The organism is Paraburkholderia elongata, from assembly GCF_013177735.1.
Classification (GTDB): domain Bacteria; phylum Pseudomonadota; class Gammaproteobacteria; order Burkholderiales; family Burkholderiaceae; genus Paraburkholderia; species Paraburkholderia elongata.
Genome location: NZ_WOEZ01000196.1, coordinates 50,275 through 69,112, shown reverse-complemented (window position 1 = coordinate 69,112; position 18,838 = coordinate 50,275). Strand labels below are relative to the sequence as shown.

38 protein-coding genes are annotated in these 18,838 nt (G+C 58.9%); 34 read left to right on the top strand and 4 right to left on the bottom strand.

What is annotated here, in order from left to right:
• From GNZ13_RS35565 to GNZ13_RS35550, 4 genes are all read left to right on the top strand, one after another.
• A partial coding sequence (locus GNZ13_RS35565; protein WP_172173314.1) for a hypothetical protein occupies window positions 1–193 on the top strand: 193 nt, incomplete at its 5' end.
• Window positions 190–570: a hypothetical protein gene (locus tag GNZ13_RS35560; protein ID WP_216675157.1), complete on the top strand. Its 381-nt coding sequence runs from the start codon at window positions 190–192 to the stop codon at window positions 568–570. The genes GNZ13_RS35565 and GNZ13_RS35560, both read left to right, overlap by 4 nt.
• Window positions 567–968 (top strand): hypothetical protein, encoded by a 402-nt coding sequence (locus GNZ13_RS35555; RefSeq protein WP_172173308.1) that lies wholly within the window; start codon window positions 567–569, stop codon window positions 966–968. Before GNZ13_RS35560 ends, GNZ13_RS35555 begins: the two co-directional genes overlap by 4 nt.
• 117 nt (window positions 969–1,085) lie before the next feature.
• Entirely contained in the window at window positions 1,086–1,415 is a 330-nt protein-coding gene (locus tag GNZ13_RS35550) for a hypothetical protein (RefSeq protein WP_216675156.1), read from the top strand.
• 888 nt (window positions 1,416–2,303) lie between these two features.
• On the opposite strand, the gene GNZ13_RS35545 is transcribed toward GNZ13_RS35550, so the two are convergent.
• Window positions 2,304–2,933 (bottom strand): recombinase family protein, encoded by a 630-nt coding sequence (locus GNZ13_RS35545; RefSeq protein ID WP_172173302.1) that lies wholly within the window; start codon window positions 2,931–2,933, stop codon window positions 2,304–2,306.
• A gap of 417 nt (window positions 2,934–3,350) precedes the next feature.
• On the opposite strand from GNZ13_RS35545, the gene GNZ13_RS35540 reads away from it, so the two are divergent.
• The 13 genes from GNZ13_RS35540 to GNZ13_RS35480 all read left to right on the top strand — a co-directional run bounded on the left by GNZ13_RS35540 (window position 3,351) and on the right by GNZ13_RS35480 (window position 8,496).
• On the top strand, window positions 3,351–3,620 hold the full coding sequence (locus GNZ13_RS35540; protein ID WP_172173300.1) for a KTSC domain-containing protein: 270 nt from the start codon (window positions 3,351–3,353) through the stop codon (window positions 3,618–3,620).
• 454 nt (window positions 3,621–4,074) lie between these two features.
• Complete coding sequence (locus GNZ13_RS35535; protein ID WP_172173298.1) at window positions 4,075–4,299, top strand: hypothetical protein; 225 nt, start codon at window positions 4,075–4,077, stop codon at window positions 4,297–4,299.
• Between the two features lie 17 nt (window positions 4,300–4,316).
• Window positions 4,317–4,520 carry a hypothetical protein gene (locus GNZ13_RS35530; protein WP_172173295.1) on the top strand — a complete coding sequence of 68 codons (204 nt, stop codon included), beginning with the start codon at window positions 4,317–4,319 and terminating at the stop codon, window positions 4,518–4,520.
• 40 nt (window positions 4,521–4,560) lie between these two features.
• Window positions 4,561–4,845, top strand: coding sequence for a hypothetical protein (locus GNZ13_RS35525; protein ID WP_172173292.1), 285 nt, complete (start codon window positions 4,561–4,563; stop codon window positions 4,843–4,845).
• A gap of 124 nt (window positions 4,846–4,969) precedes the next feature.
• Window positions 4,970–5,443 (top strand): hypothetical protein, encoded by a 474-nt coding sequence (locus GNZ13_RS35520; protein WP_172173289.1) that lies wholly within the window; start codon window positions 4,970–4,972, stop codon window positions 5,441–5,443.
• Window positions 5,440–5,697, top strand: a complete 258-nt coding sequence (locus GNZ13_RS35515; protein WP_172173286.1) for a hypothetical protein — start codon at window positions 5,440–5,442, stop codon at window positions 5,695–5,697. The genes GNZ13_RS35520 and GNZ13_RS35515 overlap by 4 nt, the downstream gene beginning before the upstream one ends.
• Before the next feature lie 165 nt (window positions 5,698–5,862).
• On the top strand, window positions 5,863–6,258 hold the full coding sequence (locus GNZ13_RS35510) for a zinc-finger-containing protein (protein ID WP_328807344.1): 396 nt from the start codon (window positions 5,863–5,865) through the stop codon (window positions 6,256–6,258).
• Complete coding sequence (locus GNZ13_RS35505) at window positions 6,255–6,641, top strand: hypothetical protein (protein ID WP_172173283.1); 387 nt, start codon at window positions 6,255–6,257, stop codon at window positions 6,639–6,641. The genes GNZ13_RS35510 and GNZ13_RS35505 overlap by 4 nt, the downstream gene beginning before the upstream one ends.
• Window positions 6,641–6,925, top strand: a complete 285-nt coding sequence (locus GNZ13_RS35500; protein ID WP_172173280.1) for a hypothetical protein — start codon at window positions 6,641–6,643, stop codon at window positions 6,923–6,925. The genes GNZ13_RS35505 and GNZ13_RS35500 overlap by 1 nt, the downstream gene beginning before the upstream one ends.
• The gene (locus GNZ13_RS35495) at window positions 6,922–7,158 is read left to right on the top strand and encodes a hypothetical protein (RefSeq protein WP_172173277.1); all 237 of its coding nucleotides are present in this window, start codon (window positions 6,922–6,924) and stop codon (window positions 7,156–7,158) included. Before GNZ13_RS35500 ends, GNZ13_RS35495 begins: the two co-directional genes overlap by 4 nt.
• Entirely contained in the window at window positions 7,158–7,574 is a 417-nt protein-coding gene (locus tag GNZ13_RS35490; RefSeq protein WP_172173274.1) for a hypothetical protein, read from the top strand. The genes GNZ13_RS35495 and GNZ13_RS35490 overlap by 1 nt, the downstream gene beginning before the upstream one ends.
• Entirely contained in the window at window positions 7,571–7,768 is a 198-nt protein-coding gene (locus GNZ13_RS35485) for a hypothetical protein (RefSeq protein WP_172173271.1), read from the top strand. Before GNZ13_RS35490 ends, GNZ13_RS35485 begins: the two co-directional genes overlap by 4 nt.
• A gap of 8 nt (window positions 7,769–7,776) precedes the next feature.
• Complete coding sequence (locus GNZ13_RS35480) at window positions 7,777–8,496, top strand: hypothetical protein (protein WP_172173268.1); 720 nt, start codon at window positions 7,777–7,779, stop codon at window positions 8,494–8,496.
• A gap of 10 nt (window positions 8,497–8,506) precedes the next feature.
• Here the strand turns inward: GNZ13_RS35480 and GNZ13_RS35475 are convergent, their stop codons facing one another.
• The gene (locus GNZ13_RS35475) at window positions 8,507–8,746 is read right to left on the bottom strand and encodes a hypothetical protein (RefSeq protein WP_172173265.1); all 240 of its coding nucleotides are present in this window, start codon (window positions 8,744–8,746) and stop codon (window positions 8,507–8,509) included.
• Between the two features lie 35 nt (window positions 8,747–8,781).
• Here GNZ13_RS35475 and GNZ13_RS35470 point away from each other — a divergent pair, with 35 nt between their 5' ends.
• From GNZ13_RS35470 to GNZ13_RS35445, 6 genes are read left to right on the top strand one after another with little or no spacing between them, the layout of a single operon-like run.
• Complete coding sequence (locus GNZ13_RS35470) at window positions 8,782–9,681, top strand: phage Gp37/Gp68 family protein (protein ID WP_172173262.1); 900 nt, start codon at window positions 8,782–8,784, stop codon at window positions 9,679–9,681.
• A 36-nt stretch (window positions 9,682–9,717) separates the two neighbouring features.
• The gene (locus GNZ13_RS35465; protein WP_172173259.1) at window positions 9,718–10,137 is read left to right on the top strand and encodes a hypothetical protein; all 420 of its coding nucleotides are present in this window, start codon (window positions 9,718–9,720) and stop codon (window positions 10,135–10,137) included.
• Window positions 10,134–10,511 (top strand): hypothetical protein, encoded by a 378-nt coding sequence (locus tag GNZ13_RS35460; protein WP_172173256.1) that lies wholly within the window; start codon window positions 10,134–10,136, stop codon window positions 10,509–10,511. The genes GNZ13_RS35465 and GNZ13_RS35460 overlap by 4 nt, the downstream gene beginning before the upstream one ends.
• A gap of 35 nt (window positions 10,512–10,546) precedes the next feature.
• Window positions 10,547–11,242, top strand: coding sequence for a hypothetical protein (locus GNZ13_RS35455; protein WP_216675155.1), 696 nt, complete (start codon window positions 10,547–10,549; stop codon window positions 11,240–11,242).
• Entirely contained in the window at window positions 11,239–11,856 is a 618-nt protein-coding gene (locus GNZ13_RS35450) for a hypothetical protein (RefSeq protein WP_172173250.1), read from the top strand. Before GNZ13_RS35455 ends, GNZ13_RS35450 begins: the two co-directional genes overlap by 4 nt.
• The gene (locus tag GNZ13_RS35445; RefSeq protein ID WP_172173247.1) at window positions 11,853–12,383 is read left to right on the top strand and encodes a hypothetical protein; all 531 of its coding nucleotides are present in this window, start codon (window positions 11,853–11,855) and stop codon (window positions 12,381–12,383) included. The genes GNZ13_RS35450 and GNZ13_RS35445 overlap by 4 nt, the downstream gene beginning before the upstream one ends.
• On the opposite strand, the gene GNZ13_RS35440 is transcribed toward GNZ13_RS35445, so the two are convergent.
• Complete coding sequence (locus GNZ13_RS35440) at window positions 12,380–12,970, bottom strand: hypothetical protein (protein ID WP_172173244.1); 591 nt, start codon at window positions 12,968–12,970, stop codon at window positions 12,380–12,382. The two genes, GNZ13_RS35445 and GNZ13_RS35440, sit on opposite strands and share 4 nt — an antisense overlap.
• Window positions 12,971–12,972: 2 nt before the next feature.
• Between GNZ13_RS35440 and GNZ13_RS35435 the strand changes: the two genes are divergently transcribed.
• The 4 genes from GNZ13_RS35435 (at window position 12,973) to GNZ13_RS35420 (ending at window position 15,163) form a co-directional block, all read left to right on the top strand.
• Window positions 12,973–13,929, top strand: coding sequence for a hypothetical protein (locus GNZ13_RS35435; protein ID WP_172173241.1), 957 nt, complete (start codon window positions 12,973–12,975; stop codon window positions 13,927–13,929).
• Window positions 13,930–13,938: 9 nt separating this feature from the next.
• On the top strand, window positions 13,939–14,298 hold the full coding sequence (locus tag GNZ13_RS51720; RefSeq protein WP_216675154.1) for a hypothetical protein: 360 nt from the start codon (window positions 13,939–13,941) through the stop codon (window positions 14,296–14,298).
• Between the two features lie 27 nt (window positions 14,299–14,325).
• Window positions 14,326–14,637: a hypothetical protein gene (locus tag GNZ13_RS35425; protein WP_172173238.1), complete on the top strand. Its 312-nt coding sequence runs from the start codon at window positions 14,326–14,328 to the stop codon at window positions 14,635–14,637.
• A 100-nt stretch (window positions 14,638–14,737) separates the two neighbouring features.
• Window positions 14,738–15,163, top strand: a complete 426-nt coding sequence (locus GNZ13_RS35420; protein ID WP_172173235.1) for a hypothetical protein — start codon at window positions 14,738–14,740, stop codon at window positions 15,161–15,163.
• Window positions 15,164–15,198: 35 nt separating this feature from the next.
• Here GNZ13_RS35420 and GNZ13_RS51715 read toward each other — a convergent pair whose 3' ends face one another.
• Window positions 15,199–15,564 (bottom strand): hypothetical protein, encoded by a 366-nt coding sequence (locus tag GNZ13_RS51715; RefSeq protein WP_216675153.1) that lies wholly within the window; start codon window positions 15,562–15,564, stop codon window positions 15,199–15,201.
• A 177-nt stretch (window positions 15,565–15,741) separates the two neighbouring features.
• Between GNZ13_RS51715 and GNZ13_RS35410 the strand changes: the two genes are divergently transcribed.
• The 7 genes from GNZ13_RS35410 (at window position 15,742) to GNZ13_RS35380 (ending at window position 18,788) form a co-directional block, all read left to right on the top strand.
• The gene (locus tag GNZ13_RS35410; protein WP_172173229.1) at window positions 15,742–15,924 is read left to right on the top strand and encodes a hypothetical protein; all 183 of its coding nucleotides are present in this window, start codon (window positions 15,742–15,744) and stop codon (window positions 15,922–15,924) included.
• Between the two features lie 69 nt (window positions 15,925–15,993).
• Window positions 15,994–16,398 carry a hypothetical protein gene (locus tag GNZ13_RS35405; protein ID WP_172173226.1) on the top strand — a complete coding sequence of 135 codons (405 nt, stop codon included), beginning with the start codon at window positions 15,994–15,996 and terminating at the stop codon, window positions 16,396–16,398.
• Entirely contained in the window at window positions 16,395–16,676 is a 282-nt protein-coding gene (locus GNZ13_RS35400; protein ID WP_172173223.1) for a hypothetical protein, read from the top strand. Before GNZ13_RS35405 ends, GNZ13_RS35400 begins: the two co-directional genes overlap by 4 nt.
• Entirely contained in the window at window positions 16,673–16,972 is a 300-nt protein-coding gene (locus tag GNZ13_RS35395) for a hypothetical protein (RefSeq protein WP_172173220.1), read from the top strand. The genes GNZ13_RS35400 and GNZ13_RS35395 overlap by 4 nt, the downstream gene beginning before the upstream one ends.
• A gap of 35 nt (window positions 16,973–17,007) precedes the next feature.
• Complete coding sequence (locus tag GNZ13_RS35390; RefSeq protein ID WP_216675152.1) at window positions 17,008–17,397, top strand: DUF3307 domain-containing protein; 390 nt, start codon at window positions 17,008–17,010, stop codon at window positions 17,395–17,397.
• 87 nt (window positions 17,398–17,484) lie between these two features.
• Complete coding sequence (locus GNZ13_RS52960) at window positions 17,485–18,495, top strand: hypothetical protein (protein ID WP_236002325.1); 1,011 nt, start codon at window positions 17,485–17,487, stop codon at window positions 18,493–18,495.
• Window positions 18,492–18,788 carry a hypothetical protein gene (locus GNZ13_RS35380; RefSeq protein WP_172173217.1) on the top strand — a complete coding sequence of 99 codons (297 nt, stop codon included), beginning with the start codon at window positions 18,492–18,494 and terminating at the stop codon, window positions 18,786–18,788. The genes GNZ13_RS52960 and GNZ13_RS35380 overlap by 4 nt, the downstream gene beginning before the upstream one ends.
• Window positions 18,789–18,838 lie beyond the last annotated feature (50 nt).

Sequence of the window (18,838 nt, the reverse complement as noted above, 5' to 3'; positions counted from 1 at the left end):
GCGACCGCAGTGCGCGCCGGCCACCCCGGTCCCGACAGCAAAGCCTCAGCTCGACGAGTGGACGCGCACCACGCAGCGCTCCTATCTGATGTACCTGGTCGGTGCGATCGCGCGTGGCATCTATCGCGAGACAAGCGAGGCCAATGCGCCGTACGTGCTGGCCAAGCTCAACGGTTTAGGCGGTGAATGGTGACAAATACTCAAGACGGCGTTCAGAGCATTCTTGACCGAGCGCTTGCGACCCTCCAAAACGGCACGGACATCGCCATCAGTTCGGAGACGGTAATCTCGCTGTGCCGTGAGATTCAGGCGCTCCGATCGAGCGGCGCACGCAGCACCGTCCGCACCGATGACATCCCACTCGGCGCCATCGCGGCGTTTCACGAAGTCAATCCACTCGCAATGAACGAGCCGTACGACTGGCCGGATTCGACGCTCCTGCGCGTGCGAAACGCCCTAGCTGCTGCGGTCAATGTCATGCTTGCGGGCACGCAGGATGAGCCTCCACTGAAGGAGGGCCCGTTGCTGCTCGCGATGGCAGCGCGTAATGCTAGGAAAAACGCCGAGTGAAGCAGCGCTGTTTCTACTGCAGCAACCCTGCGACGTTGCTGTGTGACTTCCGGCTCGGCTTGCCATTCGGTGAGCGCCTGCGCCACATCGACGGCACCGAATACGATGTAACGACAATCGACAAGCCGGCGCACACGTGCAATATGCCGCTCTGCCGCGAGCATGCCGAGTACCGCGGCTGGCTGCACGTCAATGCCGGCAAGAATAGTCACTTTGACTCATATGACTACTGCCCCGAGCACCAGGGAATGGTCGACACGGGCGCGCCTGTGATGCAGGAATCCGAAGCCGAGAGACTGCGCCGCGTGGTAGTCGCGAATGCGCAGCGCCGTTTGATGCGCGAGCGCGGCGCCGTGCGATCGCCGCCTCCCCCTCCCGAGCAAGGCAAGCTCTTCTAGTTTGCGGTGTCGCCGACCGCCGCCAGGCGTACCCTCAAGACACAAACACAGCGCAGATGCCCGCGCTTCTTTATAATCGCGTGGCACAAAACCAATCAACAAAGCCGGGGCGTCACAATGAAAAAAGCGATTTTGATTCTCGCCGTAGCCAGTCTCAGTGGATGCGCCAGCACCGCGCCGACAAAGATTGGCGCAGATACCTACTATGCATCCAGGACAAACACAGCGGGCATTTTCGGCGATGTTACCGCCGTGGCGGGCCGCTTGATGGGCGACGGGAATCAATTCTGCGAGTCGCAGGGCAAAGAGTTCGAATTGGTCACGCAACAGACAACGCAGAATATCCCGGGCGTACGGCTTGGCGGCGCGTCGATCACGTTCAAGTGCGTAGCGCACGCGAACAGCCCGGTTATGCGACCTGACAATGGCGTTACAACTGTCAACTAAGGCAGTGTTCACGAAAGGCCCGGCATTGCGTCCGGGCCTTTCTTCATTTCCGCCGCTGCGCGAATTCGAAAGCCTAATTCGATGCGCTGACGGAAGTGCAGAAAGATGTTGATTATCCACATCTGGCGGGCATCGCAGGCAAGTCACTAAGCCAAGTGGGGAATGCAGGTATCACCCCACGGCGCGATTTTCGCAACGTAGTTCGTGAAAAAAAATTTAAAAGGGGTTAGGATTTTCCTTATAGGAATTCAGCACGAATCCCTATAGGAGCGGCCCGCCGTCTGTCTCGCAAACTTTGGGCGGGCCGCGTTTTTGTCTATCGACAAGAGGCAACTATGCACTACGTGATCGCGTTGCTGTACAGCGGGCTTGCCGTATCACACATCATCGTTGCGATGACTATGTAACCCGCAGCCGCCTGGCTTGCGCCGGGCGGCTCTCAACGCGTTTTCACTCTAGCACAAACGACGGTTTGTCAAATACCGATTTGCGCGGGTAGGCTCGCGCCGGAATGTTATTTCCGGCGTTGCGCCTAGATGCGGGCGTTCGAGAGGGCGTGCTTTTCGCGCCAGCATTCTCTCTGACGGTGTGCCCTGCCGAACAAATCGCGGGCACTATCGGGTAGTCGCTCGCCCATAGAACGGATACAGTCAGCGGCACTAGCAAAAAACGAACGACAAATGACGGGGTTAGCAATGGTTAAGATTATCCAGCTAGTTACGTTTTTGGCGCTGATATGCTGCTTCTTTACCTGGGCCGACGCAGAGAAAGGCTCCGAAAAGCGCACACTTTGGGGATTGGGCATGTGGATGTCATTGTGTGCATGGCTCGGCGTTACGGGCGGGCTGCACTGATACCACCGAAGCGATCATTTCCGACGTTGCGCCTTCATTCGGCCTGTTGCACCTGCGCCCAAATGCGTTTCACCTGGCTTTCGCTGCATCGGGCGAGTCTGGCCGTCTCAGAAATGCTGCGCCCGCTCTGACGAAGCGCAATGATGCGTTCGTGCGTCGCTTGATCTGCTTTGCGGCCAACATACTTTCCCGCCACGCGAGCCAACTCGACGCCTTGTCGCTGACGCTCGCGCCGGTCTTCGTAGTCGTCGCGCGCGATCTGCAACGCGAGCTTCAGTAACATTTCCTGCACCGATTCGAGCACCACCTTGGCGACGCCCTTCGCGTCGGCGGCGAGTTCCGACAGGTCAACCACACCAGGCACGGCGAGACGCGCGCCTTTCTCACGGATCGACGCCACAAGGCGTTCCGCTTCGGCGAGTGGTAAGCGGCTAATGCGGTCGATCTTTTCCGCGATAACGACCTCGCCGGGTTGCAGGTCCGCGATCATTCGCAGCAGTTCGGGGCGGTCAACCCGCGCGCCGGATGCCTTCTCGCGATAGATGCCAGCCACGTAATAGCCCGCCGCCTTGGCGTTATCCACGATGGCTTCCTGACGTTCAATGTCCTGTTCTTCCGTGCTGACACGAAGATAGACGCGAGCGATGCGAAGTGTTTGTGCCATGGTCAATTAGGGTGTACCGAAAGTAACCAGACTATGCACGCACGGCCAATAAGTAAAGGACCGGCTTAAATTGGCCGGGGTGATTTTGGCTGCTCAAAGTGGCTAGGTTGAAGGCGTCGCGCCCTCACCTGTGCCCAGCGCTCATCCCTCCCTTCCCGCTCGTACATTTTTTTACACTTCGCACTTGCATATCTATGCATACATGGCTATTCTTACGCACATAGATGCAGTGCAACACAGGAGCAACGAAGTGTCAGTCATCGCGCAAGACCTGTTGGAGTTGATGTACCTCCTCGAGCGTGGCTGGCCGGTTGAGCCAATGCTGCGTGTCTACGCTCTAAACCTCATCGCCCCTGGCGTCCGTGATGTGCGCCTCGGTTGCTGAACGAACAAACGAGTTCATCCAAAGGAGTTTTTGTGGAAACGAATCACATAACGCTCGACAGCGTCGAGTCATCGCAGATCGGAGCCATCGGCCACGATCCGCTGACGAGCACGCTCGCGGTGCAGTTCAAAGCGAAGAAGGATGCGCCGGCATCGATTTACCATTATGCCAACGTGGATGCGGCTGAATTCGAAGTTCTGAAGACCGCGCAATCGCCGGGCTCGCACTTCGCGAAGAACATCAAGGCTTTCCCCCAGAAGTACCCGTGCAAGCGCATTCCCGCGCCTGAAGTCGAAGTCTAATTTTCACCCCTCACCACAACCGGAGTTCCAAATGATCAGACTTTCGAAGGACATAATATTGCGCCGTTCCATACCGAAGCGCCCCGCCACGCTTGCGACGCCTCGCGTCAAGATCGTGCGCCGCAGTCCCGTAAAGGCTCACCGACAGGAAGGAACGGCAACAATGAAGGACCATTTGAAAATACCGGCTCGCCGATCGTGGCAACACTGCCAGAAGGAGAGGTTCCATCCCGATGCAATGCACATCGGTATGGACCGGCCCACGATCGGCGACACCGGCCCCGGCGCAACACAGGGGACTTCTCCGCAGTGACGCTCACCTGACCTGAGTGTTTCAAGCCCGCACCGCGCGGGCTTTTTTTCGTCTGCTCGCACACCCTCTCCCAGCAAATTTCTCTTGCTAAATATATGCATGTACGGCTACTATCAGCCATACACAACGTAGCCAGATGCGATGTCTTCCAACGCCACCGAAACGCCAAGCTCTGCCCCTGCTCTGTTGGAGCGGTTCGAGCTGTGGGCGCGCGAGGAAGAAGGCCTTCAGGAGTCGATGTTCATGAAGCATCCGCTGCCTGATCAGGCGACGTATCTGGACCGCGTCGTAGATGGCATGTGGCGCGGCTTCAAGGGTTATCACGAGATGGTCCAGCGCGGCGACGCGTGCGGACTCACCACTTGAATTTCGAGGAGAGCGAGATGGCAAGCAAGAGCGGAGACGAGGTCAAGGTCGGCGACACGCTGATCGTTGGGTTCAACGGCGGTATCGCACAGGTCAAAGCGCTTCGTCCTTACCAAGGTCAGTTGCTCGAGCTGATGGGCGAAGGCACTCAGATCGCTTCGTTCCACGGCACGCCCGCAGAGATGACGTTGTGTGCGAAGTCTGTTTTCAACGTCGCCTAACAACCACGCGCGCCTCGGCGCGCATCACCTGGAGTTGACCATGGCAAACCGATACGAAGTAATCGACGAATCGACTGGCAAAGTGATACTGCCGGCCTGCGGCAATCTCGCGCTCGACGCGTGGTTTGACCATCGTGGTTCGAGTGACTATGACTTCGTGCGCGAGCAGCGTCATGCCCGCCAGGACGACGACTACAACTCGGTCCATATCACGTACGTCAGAGAGCGCTCCTTCGGCGTTATCACCCCGGCCGGCCTGCTGAACGAATCCGAGAACGGTGAAGCGGACTTCATGCCGGCCTGCATCACGGGCTGCGAAGCGTAATTCCAACTGGCGCGCCCGCTGCGGCGCGCATCACTGGAGACAAGCATGGCAAACATGGCGCCGCTCTACGCCTTCTGGGCCTTCGCCGCGATCCTTTTTCTCGGCTTCAACCGGGGGACTCATCGTGAGTGACATAAACCAAACGCAGACACCGGGCCCGTGGACCTACGGCGTCCGCAAAGACGGATCGATATGGCTATCGCTCGGCGATCCCAAGAGCGGCCCGCACCATCAATTTGACTTCTATGGCAACGAGGCCGACGCGCGCTTGGTCTGTGCCGGGCCGATGCTCCTGCAGGCCGCCGAGGCTCACGCAGCGTGGGCGTATGCCGAAGAAGGCCACGGCCTGAACTCGACGTTCAACGAGCGCATGGAGCTTTGCAACTACGCCGAGTTCCTGACGAACAACGCGCTCGCACTGATGCGCGGCGAAGAACTGCCGGCGGAATACGAGGGCATTCCTCGCATTGTTGTGCGATTCCCACTTGCTTATCTCGACCGCGCCGACGCCGAGCAGGCTCGTGCGAGCGTCGACCGGCTTCTCGCCGCATATCGTGAAGCGCTGCGAATCGCCGTTGCCGAGGAGTCGCCGGTATGACACGCCTCCGCTTCGATGAGGTCTCGATCAAGCGCACCTTCCGCTGGCGAGACCCAGTGACCGGCAAACCACGCCAGGAGACGAAAAAGTTCTGGCAGACGGTCAACCCCTTCAATAAGGGTGCAGACGGCAGCCCCAAGACGCGCGGCGAAATCATGTTCGAGCTCGAACAACAGGCTCGGCTCTGGATGCTTCGAAAAGAGAATGACGCGCGCGACGCTGCCCAACGCAAGACGGCGGAGTGCAGAGCCTAAACGGAGGCACGACAACCAGTTTTCGCACTTGCACGTTTAGCCATATATGGCTATATTTATTCAAATACTCTGCATCGAACGACCCCAAGGTTCCCAATAGTGATCACCGCGCCGGCTCAAGAGCCAAAAACTCCATGGAACCCGTCACGCTCGGCAACCGCGCGCGTGACGGGCGCTCTGCCTGTCCCGACTGATTGCCCGAATTGCGGCGGCAACGTTCGGCTGGTCGGCAATGAGGTCATCTATGGGCGCCCGTTCGGTGATTGGCCGTGGGCATACAAATGCGATGACCCGGAATGCAACAGCTACGTCGGCTTGCACCCATTCACGAATATCCCACTCGGCACGCTCGCTGATGCAGCCACGCGCGAAGCCCGCAAGAGCGCAAAGGCCGCGTTCAATCCGTTGTGGCAGAGCGGCCGCATGACGCGCAAGCAGGCCTATGCATGGCTCGCTGGCGCATTGCGTATCAAAGACGTCAATAAATGCCACATCGGCTGGTTCGGTGTGGAGCAATGCCGCGCGGTCGAGGCGGCGATCAATAACAGGAGAAAGCGGTGACCACAGATCAGATACAAACCAAGCTGTTCGAAAAGGCGGATGCCGACACAAAAGCGGCCGTTGCGACAATGCTCAAGCCCCTCACGGAGTGGGTTTCCACTAATGGCTATGGCGAGAAGGTCAAAATTCAGATTCAGGAATGCTCGCTGTTCGCGCAGGACAGCGTCCCTATCCGCCTATCCAGCGAAGACGGGACAACGCTTCGGCAAAAACTCGAGCGCGGCCACGTCAAGGTGAGCATGAGCACGATTTTCGAGGCGCTCCGTGAGGCCATGTTCAACAAGCTCCAAGGGCCGGCGCGCATCAAGTTCGTGGATGACTTCATCTCCGACGTGCAGCGCTTGAAAGACGACGTCGAAGACCTTCAATCGAGGGTCGAGTGATGGCTGAGAACAACGATGGCGGACCGGCGTTCCCGGCCCCGTATCACCCGCAGGAAGGTATCAAAACGGTCAACCCGACTGGCATGACCCTACGCGCGTACTTTGCAGCGCATGCCGATATCAGCGAGTTCGATATCGACGAGCATGTCTTTGAGGTGCGCTCAGCTCGCGCAACCTACACAAGCGAACCCGCCTCCCCTATGGAGATCGCCGAAGCCGTTGCAGATTTGAAAGTGATGCTGGCCGACGCACTTATTCGCCGTCTCGCGCGAGGTGAGGCATGAACCGCCCTAACCCTCAATGGCTAGTCAACATCTTCAACAAGGCCGTCAAGGTCGGCGACACCGTCGAGTATTGGGAAGTCATCGGCATGGGCGAGCCCGAGCGCTTTGTAACCGAAGGCGAAGCCGAGGTACTCGGCGGACACACCGCTGTCGTCTGGCTGAAGGGCAAGCGCGGTTGCGTCGCTCTCAATCATTGCAAGCCCATCACCGAAGCAAGCGAACGAGGCGCGTGATGCGATTCGACACTGAAGAGGCTTTTTTCAAAGCCGTCTACACCGCTGCCTGCATGTCGCCAGTGAAGATTGGCGAACTCGCATACCGCCATTCAAACCCGCAGATCCCGATCACCACGGCGGTCGTGCAACTGATGCGCGGCGCGTTCGGTGTGCATCAACGCTGCAATGCGCAGCTCGACGCCAACTCCACGCTGCTCGAGTACCGGCTTATCGGTGCGAGCCGCGACCTTCCGGAAGGCTGGCGAGTCGTGGTGATGGCCGAGCGCGGCGCGCTGCGGCTCGATCTCTACAGCCCCGACGATGAGCGCGTCGATTTCAGTGACGTGCCGCGCGACGAGTTCTCTGGCCGCGTATATGACGCGATCCAGAAGGCCATCGCGATGGCAATCACCGCAAAGGAAACTGCCGCATGAAAACCCAGTTCCGCATCGAGAACCCCGACGACGTCCAGATGACGCTGACGTGCACGATGCCCGCGCGCGAATGGAAGCTCCTGCGTGACCAACTCGAAAGCACCTATCCGTCGTGGAAGCTTTCCCGGGCCATCAGCAACATGGTGGATAGCGCGACGAAGACCTTTTCAGCCGCCACGGAGTCTGACCTGTGAAGGAGAGCATGCTCTACCTCACCGACGACAACGTGCGAGCGGTGCTGCGCAGCGTCAACCCAAAGACGCAGACGCGTCGCGTCGTGAAGTTGCCGCATAACAACCCGCTGGGCCAGTGGGAGCCAACCGTCATTGGCGGACCAAATGGCGGACGCACTGCGGCAGGCCACACCATCCCCGAGCAAGGCGGCATCTGGCACACGCGGACTGGTGACAGTTTGATGTGCCCATACGGCCAGCCTGGCGACCGCCTGTGGGGCCGTGAGGCATGGTGCCACCTGAGTGACGTCAGGACTATCGACCCGGGCGGTGACGCCCTGCAGCGTCGTGTGTTCTATCGGGCCGATTACCCGGGCGACACGCTGATGCACGAAGACGACCCGACCGAGAAGATCAAGTGGCGCTCGTCGCGCTTCATGCCGCGGTGGGCATCGCGCATCACGCTGGAGATTCTGAGCGTGCGCGTTGAGCGGTTGCAGGACATCATCGAGGCCGATGCGATCGCCGAGGGCATCGAGCCATTCGCCACCACTGACCCAGATCTACAGGGAATGTGGCGCGACTACTCCGAAGACGGCATGGCGTCAGGAAACCCGATTGGCTCTTACATGACGCTCTGGAACAGACTCAACGCCGCTCGCGGCCACGGATGGGACGTCAATCCGTGGGTCTGGGTGGTCGAGTTCCAACTGATCGGAGCATCTGCTTATCGGCGCGCGGGAGGTTGAGATGGAGGGGCTACTCGTCTATACCAACGAGATCTTCAATGTCTCGCTTTACGAGCGAGATCGCCTCCAGTTCTGCCGCCTCCGAGGTGGTCGACATCAGCGGCCAAATCTTGGCGGGACCGCGATAGTCGCCGCCACAGTGAATGAGAGCGCTATATGTGAACTCGCCGGTCTCGGTCCGCTTCATCAGCGTGAGATTAACGTGGTAGGTGCGTTTCTCGCCTTGGTTGCGTGTGTAGTCGAATTCCATATCCGTCTCCATTGTGATTTCCGAGGAATCGTAGCATGAGTGAGAACAGCACTATCGAATGGACGGACCACACGTTCAATACCCACTGGGGATGTAGCAAGATCGGCCCTGGCTGCGATCGCTGCTACGCCGAAGCATTGGCGAAGCGCTTTGGCTACGGCTGGGGTGACGATGCGCCAAAGCGCGAGTTTGACGAAAGCCACTGGCAGGATCTGATTCGCTGGGATCGCAAGGCGGCATCCGAGGGCGTGCGGCGTCGGGTGTTCACGAACAGCATGTCTGACCTCTTCGACAAATTCGCACCCGCCGGCGTGCGTGAGCGACACTGGTCGTATATCGCGCAAACGCCGAACCTCGACCATCTCCTGTTGACCAAGCGCATCGGCAATGTCGCGCGAATGGCCCCTCCTGCATGGTTGGAGCCGGGCTGTTGGCCGAAGAATGTATGGCTCGGTGCGACGATCGTCGATCAGGAAGAGGCCGACCGCGATATTCCGAAGCTGCTCGCGGTGCCGGCGCGCGTGCGATTCCTCAGCATGGAGCCGCTGCTCGGGTCAGTTGATCTGAGCGCGCATCTTCGGGTGTGCTGCGGTTCGCCGATTGAGGGCGGCAGTGGCAGCGATTTTCAACCGCCCGATCCACCTACTTGTTGCGGGCACTTCGAGTCAGGCATCGACTGGGTAATCTGCGGCGGAGAATCGGGCCACGGCGCGCGCCCTATGCATCCGGGGTGGGCGCGGTCAATTCGAGATCAATGTGCAGACGCTGGCGTGCCATTCATGTTTAAACAAAACGGCGAGTGGGTATCTGTCAGCGAGATCGCTGGTGCTGGAGAGCACTATCGATTTTCTGATGGCGCGACTGTCCGTCGGGTTGGAAAGAAAGCAGCCGGCCGAACGCTCGATGGCGTCACGCATGATGAATTCCCTGTCTAAATCGACAAAGACACCATGACCACTAATACAGATGCAGTGCCGAGCGCAGCTTTCGAAGAATGGGCTTCTGAAGAAGGGATCAACAACTTCCACTTCAATCATTGCTGGGCAGCATGGCAAGCCGCTCTTCGCGTCCCCACTTCCGAAGTACAGGCAGACCATATTGCGGATGAACGCAAATTGGTTGCAGACAAATCGCCGCAGTTTCTGTTCATTGCCATGGATGACGAGCACCTGGCGCATCCGGTCTATTGCGCCGACCGCGATGCCGTCACCGCCGCCACACGCGAGGCGATGTTCATACCCGGCGAACTTAGCCTTGACCACGCGGAGGAATTGGAAGGCGTTGTGGACGAACTGCTTGAGAACGGATCAATGCACTTCGAAGGCGATCCGCCGCTGCTCCTGTACCGCTTGCCCGCTTCATCTGCCGGGGATCAGGAGGCGGGATCGTGAGCGATCTGTTCTACCTCCAGGACAGCCGCAGCTACGTCGGCAACGATGTGCTGTGGTGGGCATGGCATGGCAAAGGCTATACAACCGACCTTCGCAAAGCGCATGTCTATACGAAGGCTGAGGCGCAGGCCATGCACGACGCGCGTGAGACGGATATTCCATGGCCGAAGGATTACATCGACGCGAAGACGCGGCCGGCCGTGGATATGCAGTACATCAAGCGCAAAGAGGTCACGCGATCAGGAATCAGGCTGGCCCAGCCTCGCAAGGCGCCTGCTTATAAATTTCACTGCTCGGGGTGTGGTCGCTTTCTGAATGACGTCGACCGATATTCACAGAACTGCTCTAACTGCGGCGCAGATAACCGGCCATGACCGAAAACACTAACAAGCTCGACGTAGGAGCGATGATGACAGACCGAGAAAAATTTGAAGCGTGGTGGGGCGACGATACGTCCGGCCCAGAGGCGCTTTCTGCGTGGAACGGCTGGCAAGCCGCCCTGCTATCTGCAAGCAAACCTGCCGTGGCGCACGATGACGAACAGGCCGATCTCGCGTTTTCAGTCTACAGCGGTCTTAACGCACTTCGGTGGCTGCTGAACATCACGGCAGAATTCGACAGGAAGGACGTGCGAACCCGTCAGGCAGCGCGCCTGCTAGACGAGTATATGGACAGCTTCGGAAAGACGAACCGCGAGCTACTTGAAGACATGTGGAAGACGCTCTACGACAAGCTGCCCGACGATGGCCGCATCAGCGAATACCTGCGCGCTCACGATGCAGCGGGGCGCGCGCTCAAAGACAAGGAAGCGCGCAAGCCTGTCGTGGTCAACACACTGAAAGACATCCTCGCCGCATCCCCTGCCGCGCCAACGCAATCGGCGCATGTGCCGAAGCCCGGACGCAAGACGCGACAGGAAAAGATCAACGAGAGCCGCGAGATCGTCGCCGCGCGGCTGCAACACCTCGAACGTCCGCTCAATGGCCGGTGCGCTGCCAGCAACGATGGCGAATGCTCGCACAGCCAATGCCCGCAGTTGCGCGATGGCGAGCCCGAAAAGTCCGGGCGGCATTGTCCGCTCGATGTGCGGAGGATGCCTCGATGACGTTACGCTTGCTCGACGCGTTTAATTTCAGCGTCCATCGTTGCTCTCAACTCACGAAGGTTTTGAGATTGCCGCTGGAAATCCTGCTTTTGCTCTTCGTTAAGGATGTTGCCATGGCATATAGAAATAACATGCTGGCTTCGGATGGAAACTTCAAGCGCCGCGATAAACGATCGAACAAAAACCTCCGATCTCAGTTCATTGAATCGAAGGTGGCTGAACGCTGCAACCCCGCTATGGTATGTCGTGTAATCCCGATCAAAATCGGCGTTCCTTTCCAAATTGGCTCGATTGAGGCAGAACTCGCACATCCCATGAAATGGGTCAGCGAAATAGTCAAACATTGCCAGGCTAACCCGCAAAGCATCAACGTTTGCGGCCCTTTCTCGTCGGATCGCATCTCGGTTCTGTTTATTGGCAACGGCGAATACGGCCGCAATAGCCACGATAGATCCGAACGCCTGAAGCCAAGCCGCGACATCCGCGGACTTGTGCGGCTGGTAGTGAAGAAATATTACCGCGCCCGCGATAAACACCAGTGTGCCGAGTGGCCACGCCCATCCGTCAATTTTCACTCCGCCCCCTCTGGTGATTTTCGAGGAATCCTAGCATGAATGATAATCACCCCCACCCCGTAACCCGATTCAGGAAAGAGGCCGAGTTGCTGATTGCGGCCGCAAAAGCCAGCGGTGTCGTAGTCTCGATCGACCTTGAGCCCAGCATTCCACTGGCGATGGGGAAGTACCGGATGGTCGTTCACGCACGACCTGCGCGCCACGCGCCGACCGACGCCATCGAGATTCCCGAGCCGCAGCCCACTGACAAAATCTCACGATGGCTTTTCGACGCGGTCAAAAGCAATCTGGATGCGCTGCATGCGCTTTGTCTGGAGTTCGGTTGCCATCAAGGCGATACCGTCGTCGATTGGCTTCGCGCACGCCTCACGGCACAGCCGCCGGCCGGCTATTGCATCCAGCACGCGGACGGCTTGCGCTGGCGAACACTCGATTCCATGGGGGCGCCTGACTGGACCGTGGATGAGGCCGAGGCGCTGTGCTTCTCGCTTCGCCACCATGCGGATGCGTTCGCTGGTGATGACCCTGAAGACGTGCGAATCGTGCCTCGTGCTCGGGGCTATTAGTCGGACGCCCCATTTTCGACCGCTTGCACCGCCCGGAGAGACTCGTCATTTAGGCTATTGACGATACCCATCCATTGGTTGCGGCGCGTAGCAAAGTCAGGAGCCAGTGCGAAATCGGAAATGTGTTCAACCTCGCAGAGGACCTTGAACTCCTTCAGAAGCGCACGCAAACCGTCCAGAATCACGATGCGCTGCTTGTTGTATTCGTCTTGCTGTGCTGCCGTCAGCCTCTGATTGAGTTCGGAGATTTGATCGATGTCAAGCGCCTTTTCCCCACGATTCCAACGGCTCTCCGCTTTGGCCAACGTGTTGTGGACAAGAAGGATAACGTCGAAAGTGATCGACCTCAGCCGTTCCGCTAGTCGATGTGCTCGTTGGAACTTTTCGGCGGCAATCCTTGCTTCAGTTGCTCGACGTTCGCGAAGTGGCACCCATACGGCAATGAATATTGCTGCAAGCGAGCCGAGAGCTTGTGCCCACCCTGACGCTGAGGCACTGTCAGTAGGTGGAAATCTGATGAACCACCCAACTACGATGCCGGCGAGCGTTCCTGCGCCAAATAGTAGTACCCCGTTGGATCGCGACATGCGTGCCCCTGTATCTTCTGGTCGAATTACGCCTTTCCCTCGAGCCAACCCTCAGCGAACTGCTTCGCATGCGCGATGGCTTCACCGGCGGTCGTGAACGCCGGCAATGCATCGAACGTCTTTTCGGGGTGGTAGCCAATCTTCGTGAGAACAGCCTGCGCACCAAACGTGCCATCGCCAAGTTCACGCGGAGCGGCGTCGATCGAATAGCCGCGGTGCTGGAAAACCGTATTCATGCTTTTACCTGGCTGTCGATGTACGCCTGCGCTTCCTTGCGGCCGATTTCGATGGCCATGTCCTGCGTCGGCAAATCGCTATTCCCGTTACGTGTCGCGGGAAACACGTCGAATCTCCACCGAAACGATCCGTTGGTTTGCCGCACTGCATCAACTGTGTATTTCGTGTTCTTGTACGTGAATTGCACCTTCCTCTCCCCATTGGATTCGAGCGAACGACAATCCTACAACATCGCAGCTTACCTTGACGTCAGTGCAAAAACCCCTTGCGTCAATATGCGTACATGGCTACTATTAGCCTCAATGCAACGAAGTGCGAGCGATTCGATGTACAAAGTTCTGGGATACGAAGAGGCGGTCAACACATGCGACTGCTGCGGAAAGACCGATCTCAAAGGCACGTTCGCGGTCGAGCGTGACGACGGCGAAATTCTTCATTTCGGCTGTGTCTGCGTGACGCGCCACACCGGAAAAGCGGCAAAAGTCGTTCGCAAGGAAGCCAAAGACGCCACCCAGGAACGCCGCAAAGCGGCCTCTGCCGAGCTGCGCGCACACCCGGCGGTGCTGGCCGACAACGCAAAGATGGCTTACCTGCACAAGCATGGGGTGCCAGATGGCGTGCGCTTCGTTGATGCGCACCGCGACGAATGGATTGCAGCCGATGAAGCGCGCCGGCAGATCGCGGCGAAGCATGGCTTCAAGTCTTACGAACTCCACGCATAAGGGGCGACCATGTCCGAGAAAGCCAAGGTCGCGATCGCGGCCGTACTTGCGCGAATCCAAAGCGACCCGCGCGTCGCTTACTACTTCGATCCGATCACCGACTGTCGCGAGAAGCTCGTTGCGGCGCACTGCGAATTGAACAGTATCGACGAGGCCACCTTCAAAGCTCAATTCGATCCGAAGGTGAAATACGAGGCACCTCCCCGCGAGGAAGAAGAATCGGCGCCGCAGTTCATTGAGGTACCACCTGTTGGGCTCCCGCAGATCAAGCATATTTTCGAGGCCTTCTACACCGGCAATGAAGCGGAAGCGATGCGCCTTACAAAAGAGTACGTGCAGACGGCCACCGGCCGAGTCCTTCCTGTCTAGAACGGCGCTCAGCGCCAGGAGATAACCATGAATCTCATAATATCGATGTTCCACCGATCAGACCTTTCGCGCTCCCGTGCGATGGTTCAAGAGTTAGCGGAAGAAAGCATCAAGGCACGTCGCAACCTCGATGAAACCGAGCGCAAAGCGGCTCGCGCGCTGGAGGATGCGAAGCGCCTCGACGAAGCGGACTTCCGGATGAAGTTCGAAAAGCGGCTCACCCCGCAGTCTGCATTCCTTCCATCTGCAGTTCCGGCTGGCATGCCGCCGACGCCGTTTGATGCGTGGGAATTCACGCGGATGCCCACGGCCAGCCCTTCCATCGGTTCCGCAACCTAAGGGCAAGCCCACCATCAAGCCGGCTGAGAAATTCCCGATTCGCTCGTTCTACGTCGAGCACCCCAAGGCGGCGTAAGCGCCAGTTCCCGCCAAGGTCACAATGGACAACGCTCTCAAAGAAGGCTCTCCGACGCCGGCGAGCCTGATCAAACATCTTCCGTTCAATCTCGATGCTGCGCGCGATGGCGTCACTATCGCGATGGCTAACGGCCAGCCTGCGGAGTTCATCGCATTCTGCGAGCGGGCCGTCTTTCCACTCGTCGTGCTCACCGGCCCAAACAATGTGATTAACGTCTACCGCGCCGACGGCACTACTGATGACGGTTACGAATACAACCTTGTCATGGTCGTGCCAGTAGAAACCCGGTACGTGAATCTCTATGCCGTGAGCGACCACGCTCAACATGGCATTGCCGAGCATTACGCGACGGAGGCAGAAGCCCTCAAGGAAGCGTCAGATTGGGTAGCCAAGGGCGGCAAGCCAATGCTCGCCATAGCGGTGCCCGTTGAAGTGAGGGCGCAATGAGCGACATCGCAAATATGCCTGCGGTCGAGTGCGCCTCATTCGACGAACGGCTTCACGGCATCATCGGCCAGATCGTGGACGAGTGCGAGCGCGAAGGTGCGACTGATCTGCTCACGCGTGTCAACACGGCCGTCAGGGCTGAATACTACGCCCTCGAAGCCGATGGAAAATGCCATATGGCCTTCCCCGGCTGTCGCATAGTCGGCGGTGTAGGTCTGCTCCATCCGGGGCTGCAACAGCTTCACCTGATACCCGCCACGGAATTCCATCCGCAAGCCCGGCATCTGCACGACGATCGCGATGCACTTGCGCTTGGCTTCTTCGACGAATTTGACCTCTATCTGCAATGCCAGGTTGGTCTGCCGCCTACCCTCTTTGCGCGCTATGGCGATCATCCGCACCAGTGCCGCTCGTTCAATCCGACGTTCATGAAGCTGCAGGACATAGGCGCGGAATCGCGGCCGGTGTTCACCGAAGCTCTTGCGAGGGCTCGCGCACTCTCCTTCATGCGCTAAAGCGTTTGCGTGAATAGCCGTATATGCATATTATGAGGCTTGACACATAACAGGAGTAGCGCAATGCCGAAAGAGATTTTCACCGACGAGATGCGGCAGCAGTTGAAAGACAGGGGCTACGCCGCAGTGGTTGTCCAGGTCACGGCGCAGTTTGGCCGAGTGCCGAATGAGATTGCGAGCCGTCACCGATCGGCGCAGGCCGCGAACAAGCGCGCTGACGTGAACCAGCGCGTCGTGATCCTTTAACCCGATTCGAGGCGAGTGAGCCCCATGAACGAGACAGCCATACCCGATTCAAGTGCTATAGCAGATGCGATGCTAAAGCGCACCGGTGAGATTCTTCGGGAGCAGATCGCAGCCGCGCCCGCGCAAGAAACCCTCGCCGAGACGGTTGTCCCCAAAGACCCCGCGCGCCTAACTCCTGAGCGCATCTCCGAACTATGGAACGGCATGCCGGGCGGCTACGCCGGCTTCCTGAAGCAATGGGGCTATATGCAGTTCGCGCGCGCTGTCGAGGCCGAAGTGCGCGCGACGCTGCCCACCACCTCCCAGCCAAACGCCAGCGTTGAGCAACCGCGCTCCGATCAACCGTGCGAACTGACAGCCGAATCGCTCGCAGAAGAAATGCTGGATGCGGCCATCTACTACGCGAACGGTCACGAAACTGATTTCCGTGAGCGAGCCCAAGGCATTCTCGACCGCAAAGGGATGCCGACATGAGAATCACGATAACAATCGGCCCGCGCCGGCCAAAGGCGAAGGTAGGCGATCGCAAGATCATCCGCGGCGTGGAACACATTCGGGTGTTCAGGTACGCGACGAACTCGCGAGGCGAACGTATCGGATTCGACTGCACGGGCGGTAAGCAGCGGTATGAATGGGTCCCGATTTCCGAGGCGCGTGTTTATGGCGCTGGGCATCACTGGACGGTCGAAGAGCGCGCCAAATACGACAACGAATACCCGCCCGGGTATATGCAAGGTCGAGGTGCAGCATGATAAACGACGCCATAAAGCACCTGCACGACGCCCTCCATCCAGTACACGAATCTTCGTATGTACCGCCGAAGGAGCATCGAACTGCAGTCGATAAGCGCGACCTCCGCGCACTACTCGACGCTGTTACGACCCGCAGCGAAGCCCCGAAAACGATCAACGACATTCGCGCCGATAGCGAGGAGAGCCAGCGCTTCCGTGCGTGGCGCGATCGCTTCAAGGCTGAGAACGGTCGTGCGCCAGAGGCCGTCGACGCGTGGCAGTACTCCATTCTCGAATCTCAAAAGGTGAAGGCCTGATGCGCCCTTTCTATCTCAGCATGTCCGCGCCGGTCGTGGCCGTCGCGATCTTCGCGTTCTGGCTTTCCCATCCGGCCGACCACTACGCCATCGGTTCCACATTGCAACTATTCGCAGCGCTGCTAATCGGCCATGTCGTCGCCGACTATCCGCTTCAGGGTGATTTCCTCTCCCGCGCGAAGAACCGGTTCAATCCGCAGCCGGGCGTGCCGTGGTATCAGGCGCTCGGTGCTCACGTCCTGATTCAAGCCGGCGTTGTTTGGTTGATCACTGGAATCTGGTGGCTCGGCGCACTCGAACTTCTCTGCCACGCGGTCATTGACGACACGAAGTGCCGCGGCGCGATCGGGTTCGACACCGACCAGATTCTCCACGTTCTCTGCAAAGCCATTTGGGCTTGCATCGCGATAGCCGTTCTCGCTTGAGAAAACCATAACCCCCGGTAAGGCGGCCGGCACGGCGCCCCTTTTTATTCATGCCCGGAGCAACAGCCTTCGGAGAGGATCCCCGAAATGAAGATGGCGAAAGCAACAGAGAAAGACCTTGACGCGGCGCTCGCCGTGGCCGGCGTCATTGAGAACGTCTGTGGCAGCGGGTATTACCCATCGACACCGGAAACCGATGCTGACGACCCGACGTTCTTTGACCCGGACGACCGGGAGCACCTGAGGGCGTTCTACGATCGACTGGAGGCAATCGTCGAGCCCGCGCCCGGGAGCCTGTTTCGTGTAGTTGGCGGGTTGCACACGATCCTCCACAACAACATCGTCGATCCGGACCAAGACGTAATCGAATTGCATCCCCGCTTGGTCGCGGGCTTGGAAGCGGTAGAAAAGCTCGGCCAGATCCGCGCGTCGATCGCTGCTTACTACGCGAAAGAGCACGATGAATCCGGCTGCCACGAAGCTATTCACTCGACAGAACTCCAACTGGTCGACGGCCTGCTCATGCGCGTGGGCCACATGGAGGCACTGGCTGTTTCCGCCGGCGGCGATGCAGAGCGCGCAATCGAACGTGCGCGGCTCGCTGAGTCCAGACTCGAGAGCGCGACACAGCCGTTTGACGAGCAGATGGCGCGGTTGAATCAGCGCGTCATCGAACTCAATGCGGAGAACACTGCTCTGCGTACAGCGGCACCATTTCAAGCGCGCGTGCGGCCATGGATGCTGCAATGCTTCGGCGCCGAGATTGCGACCGACGGCATTGAACGAAATCACCGGTTTTTCGAAGAAGCGACCGAGGCAGTGCAGGCCAACGGAATGACGCGAAGCGAAGCGCACCAACTCGTCGACTACACCTTCGGTCGGCCGGATGGCGAGCTGCATCAGGAGATCGGCGGCGTAATGGTGACCCTGGCGGCGCTGTGTCTCGCGAGCGGTCTGGACATGCACGCGGCAGGCGAAACTGAGCTCGCGCGCATCAGCGTCCCGGAAACCGTCGCAAAGATCCGCGCGAAGCAGGCAGCAAAGCCGAAACATTCCCCTCTTCCCGAATTCCCCGCTGCAGTACAAGGCCAATCATGAGCATCCTTTCACAACTTGGTGGCGCTGCGATCGACACCCTCGTCGCACTGGTCGAAAACGGTCCTTTGTGGGACGGCGACGTCCCGAGCAAGTCCGGGCGTGACACGCTTGTCGTGGCCGGCCTCGCGTCCTGCATCGTTGTTAAAGGCGAAGACGGCTATCAAGCCGCAACGCTCGCCGGCGCTGCGGCTTACCGCGAGCACTTTGGCAATGCTGCCTACATTCGCGAGGCAACGGCGTTCCGCAAGGCGAAGAACGCTATCTCATCGGCGCGTCATCAGAGTAAGGGTTGAGGACTGATATGCACACACGAACTGCCCATGCGCTGATCGCGCGCGCCGCA

Coding starts and splice junctions, on each gene's coding strand:
- GNZ13_RS35550 (WP_216675156.1), top strand. CDS start 1,086: ATGAAAAAAGCGATTTTGATTCTCGCCGTAGCCAGTCTCAGTGGATGC.
- GNZ13_RS35545 (WP_172173302.1), bottom strand. CDS start 2,933: ATGGCACAAACACTTCGCATCGCTCGCGTCTATCTTCGTGTCAGCACG.
- GNZ13_RS35535 (WP_172173298.1), top strand. CDS start 4,075: ATGTCTTCCAACGCCACCGAAACGCCAAGCTCTGCCCCTGCTCTGTTG.
- GNZ13_RS35530 (WP_172173295.1), top strand. CDS start 4,317: ATGGCAAGCAAGAGCGGAGACGAGGTCAAGGTCGGCGACACGCTGATC.
- GNZ13_RS35525 (WP_172173292.1), top strand. CDS start 4,561: ATGGCAAACCGATACGAAGTAATCGACGAATCGACTGGCAAAGTGATA.
- GNZ13_RS35515 (WP_172173286.1), top strand. CDS start 5,440: ATGACACGCCTCCGCTTCGATGAGGTCTCGATCAAGCGCACCTTCCGC.
- GNZ13_RS35500 (WP_172173280.1), top strand. CDS start 6,641: ATGGCTGAGAACAACGATGGCGGACCGGCGTTCCCGGCCCCGTATCAC.
- GNZ13_RS35495 (WP_172173277.1), top strand. CDS start 6,922: ATGAACCGCCCTAACCCTCAATGGCTAGTCAACATCTTCAACAAGGCC.
- GNZ13_RS35490 (WP_172173274.1), top strand. CDS start 7,158: ATGCGATTCGACACTGAAGAGGCTTTTTTCAAAGCCGTCTACACCGCT.
- GNZ13_RS35485 (WP_172173271.1), top strand. CDS start 7,571: ATGAAAACCCAGTTCCGCATCGAGAACCCCGACGACGTCCAGATGACG.
- GNZ13_RS35480 (WP_172173268.1), top strand. CDS start 7,777: ATGCTCTACCTCACCGACGACAACGTGCGAGCGGTGCTGCGCAGCGTC.
- GNZ13_RS35475 (WP_172173265.1), bottom strand. CDS start 8,746: ATGGAATTCGACTACACACGCAACCAAGGCGAGAAACGCACCTACCAC.
- GNZ13_RS35470 (WP_172173262.1), top strand. CDS start 8,782: ATGAGTGAGAACAGCACTATCGAATGGACGGACCACACGTTCAATACC.
- GNZ13_RS35455 (WP_216675155.1), top strand. CDS start 10,547: ATGACAGACCGAGAAAAATTTGAAGCGTGGTGGGGCGACGATACGTCC.
- GNZ13_RS35450 (WP_172173250.1), top strand. CDS start 11,239: ATGACGTTACGCTTGCTCGACGCGTTTAATTTCAGCGTCCATCGTTGC.
- GNZ13_RS35445 (WP_172173247.1), top strand. CDS start 11,853: ATGAATGATAATCACCCCCACCCCGTAACCCGATTCAGGAAAGAGGCC.
- GNZ13_RS35440 (WP_172173244.1), bottom strand. CDS start 12,970: ATGTCGCGATCCAACGGGGTACTACTATTTGGCGCAGGAACGCTCGCC.
- GNZ13_RS51720 (WP_216675154.1), top strand. CDS start 13,939: ATGTCCGAGAAAGCCAAGGTCGCGATCGCGGCCGTACTTGCGCGAATC.
- GNZ13_RS35425 (WP_172173238.1), top strand. CDS start 14,326: ATGAATCTCATAATATCGATGTTCCACCGATCAGACCTTTCGCGCTCC.
- GNZ13_RS35420 (WP_172173235.1), top strand. CDS start 14,738: ATGGACAACGCTCTCAAAGAAGGCTCTCCGACGCCGGCGAGCCTGATC.
- GNZ13_RS35410 (WP_172173229.1), top strand. CDS start 15,742: ATGCCGAAAGAGATTTTCACCGACGAGATGCGGCAGCAGTTGAAAGAC.
- GNZ13_RS35405 (WP_172173226.1), top strand. CDS start 15,994: ATGCTAAAGCGCACCGGTGAGATTCTTCGGGAGCAGATCGCAGCCGCG.
- GNZ13_RS35400 (WP_172173223.1), top strand. CDS start 16,395: ATGAGAATCACGATAACAATCGGCCCGCGCCGGCCAAAGGCGAAGGTA.
- GNZ13_RS35395 (WP_172173220.1), top strand. CDS start 16,673: ATGATAAACGACGCCATAAAGCACCTGCACGACGCCCTCCATCCAGTA.
- GNZ13_RS52960 (WP_236002325.1), top strand. CDS start 17,485: ATGAAGATGGCGAAAGCAACAGAGAAAGACCTTGACGCGGCGCTCGCC.
- GNZ13_RS35380 (WP_172173217.1), top strand. CDS start 18,492: ATGAGCATCCTTTCACAACTTGGTGGCGCTGCGATCGACACCCTCGTC.